The organism is Pinirhizobacter sp. (assembly GCF_035317885.1).
Lineage (GTDB): Bacteria > Pseudomonadota > Gammaproteobacteria > Xanthomonadales > Rhodanobacteraceae > Pinirhizobacter.
In genome coordinates this window covers 1-2,532 of sequence record NZ_DATHFX010000473.1, presented here as the reverse complement: position 1 = coordinate 2,532, position 2,532 = coordinate 1, and the positions used below count along the sequence as shown (strand labels likewise).

At 66.9% G+C, this 2,532-nt stretch carries 2 protein-coding genes and 1 pseudogene; all 3 read left to right on the top strand.

Annotation, left to right across the window (positions count from 1 at the left end):
• A partial coding sequence (locus VK519_RS15650) for an oxidoreductase dimerization domain-containing protein (protein WP_324351282.1) occupies positions 1-655 on the top strand: 655 nt, incomplete at its 5' end.
• A 28-nt stretch (positions 656-683) separates the two neighbouring features.
• Positions 684-2,030: an APC family permease gene (locus VK519_RS15645; protein ID WP_324351281.1), complete on the top strand. Its 1,347-nt coding sequence runs from the start codon at positions 684-686 to the stop codon at positions 2,028-2,030.
• 73 nt (positions 2,031-2,103) lie between these two features.
• Positions 2,104-2,532, top strand: a pseudogene (locus VK519_RS15640) (hypothetical protein); the annotation flags it as partial.

The window sequence follows — 2,532 nt, the reverse complement described above, 5'->3', positions numbered from 1 at the left end:
CGAGACCAAAACCTTCGACCGTGTGCTGGTCTCGGTGGGCCGCTCGCCCAACGGCGGCCGCATCGGTGCGGACAAGGCCGGGGTGGCGGTGAGCGACCGTGGTTTCATCGCTGTCGATCGGCAGATGCGCACCAACGTGCCGCACATCCACGCCATCGGCGACCTCGTCGGCCAGCCGATGCTGGCGCACAAGGCCGTGCACGAAGCGCACGTCGCCGCCGAGGTAATTGCCGGCGAGAAGAGCTTCTTCGACGCCCGCGTGGTGCCGTCGGTGGCATTCACCGATCCGGAGATTGCCTGGGTCGGCGTGACCGAGCGCGAAGCGAAGGAGAAGGGCTTGAAGATCGGCGTGGGCAAGTTCCCCTGGGCGGCCTCGGGCCGTGCCATCGGCATCGATCGCACCGAGGGCTTCACCAAGCTGATCTTCGACGAGGAAACCCACCGCATCGTCGGTGCAGGCATCGTCGGCGTGCATGCGGGCGACCTCATCTCGGAACTGGCCCTGGCCATCGAGATGGGCGCCGAGGCGTCGGATATCGCCAAGACCATCCATCCGCATCCGACACTGGGCGAATCGGTGGGCATGGCGGCAGAGGTGTACGAGGGCACGATCACCGACCTCTACATCCCGAAGAAGAAGCCGTCGGCGACATGATGTAACGGTTTATGGCATGGTCGCACCCATGCCATCACCCGTACCTACTGGACCTTACGTCCGCCGCCTTGGAATTTGGGACGCCGCCGCAATCGTCATCGGCGGCGTCATCGGCGCCGGCATCTTCCGCACACCGGCTTCCGTCGCCGGGCGCACAGACTCAACCACTGGACTCATCGTGCTGTGGGCGCTGGGCGGCCTGCTCACCCTGGCCGGCGTCTTAAGCTACGCCGAGCTCGGCGCGCGGCGGCCGCAGGCGGGCGGTACCTACATCTACCTGCGAGAAGCGTTCGGCAAATTGCCGGCCTTCCTGTTCGGCTGGACCATGGCGCTGATCAACTACCCCGGCAGCATTGCCGCGGTCGCCACCACTTTCGCCGACTATGCCTGCAAGGCCTTCGGCCTGCCGCTGACGTGGGTCAAACCACTGGCCGTCGGCGCCATTATTTTCCTGGTGCTGGTGAACCTGCGCGGCATCCGCGCCGGCGCCTGGGTGCAGAATATCTTCACCGTGCTCAAGCTCGGCGTGATCGCCATGCTGATCGTGGTCGGCCTGGTGCTGGCCTTCGGGCACACCACGCCGCCGCCCGCGCCGGCGTTGCCGCCCGCCTCGCCATTCGCGATGGTGGGCGCCTTGTTACCCGTGCTGTTCGCCTACGGCGGCTTTCATTACCTCAACGACCTGGCTGGCGAAGTGCGCGAGCCGCAGCGCGTGCTGCCACGCGCGCTGGGCTTAGGGATGGGCGCCGTGGCGCTGTGCTATGTGCTGGTGAACGTGGCTTACCTCGCGGGCCTGGGCCATGCGGGACTCGCCGCCAGCCAGGCGCCCGCGGCCGACCTGATGGAAAGGTTGTTCGGCCCCACCGGGCGCACGGTGGTGGCGGTTGGCATTGCCTGTTCCACCTTCGGTTATTGCAGCATCGCCATCGCCGGTGGCGCCCGCGTGCTGCAGGTGATGAGTGCCGATGGCATGTTCTTCCGCGCCGTCGGCAAGGTGGATATGCGCACGCACGCGCCGCAGGTGGCACTGTCGGTGCTGGGCCTGTGGGCGGTTATCCTGATCCTCTCGGGCAGCTTCGACGCCTTGCTGGACTACACCACTGTCGGTGAATGGCTTAGCCACGCGGCGGGCATCGCCACCGTGTTCTGGTACCGGCGCATGCTCAAGGACGAACCCTCGCCGTATCGTGTGCCGGGTTACCCCTGGGTGCCGCTGGCCTTCGTGGTCACCGTGGTCTGCGTGATCCTGGCCACGGCGATCGACACGCCGGCCAACGCCGGGATGAGCCTTCTGATCATTGCCCTTGGCGTGCCGGTCTACTACGCGTGGCGCTGGCGCGAAAGCCGCGCCGCCGCGGGCACGCCTCCTCCGTAAAGGCTTCGGTATGTCTCCAGTTCGATCGGTCTTCCTTGGTGTTGCGACATGCCTGATCGCAATGGCGGATGTCATGGCGGTACCCGCTGCACCCGCGCCAACCAAGTCGGCGCCTGCGCAGCCTCCAGCGAAATCCCCCGCGGCGCCGCCGGTCGTTGTCGGTGATATCGCCCACGCCAGCGATGGCCTGCGCATCACCACACAGGGAGCGACCCTCGACTCGACACCACGCCCCGTTGCCGGTGGCGCGACCATGGCTGCGGTTACCTTCGCACCCGGTCCGAAGCCGGGCCTGACCTTGCAACCATCGTCGGGCCATTGGGCGTGGCCGAAGGGCGAATTGCACACGCGCCTGCAGAACGGCATGGCCTGGCCGGTGACGCTGGATGTCGAGATACAGAGCGACCACGGCACGCTGCATGCGGTGGTGGCTTTGCCGCCCGGACCGCCGATGACGCTGGCCATTCCGCTGCTGGCCACCACGCCTCGTGCCTTCGGCATG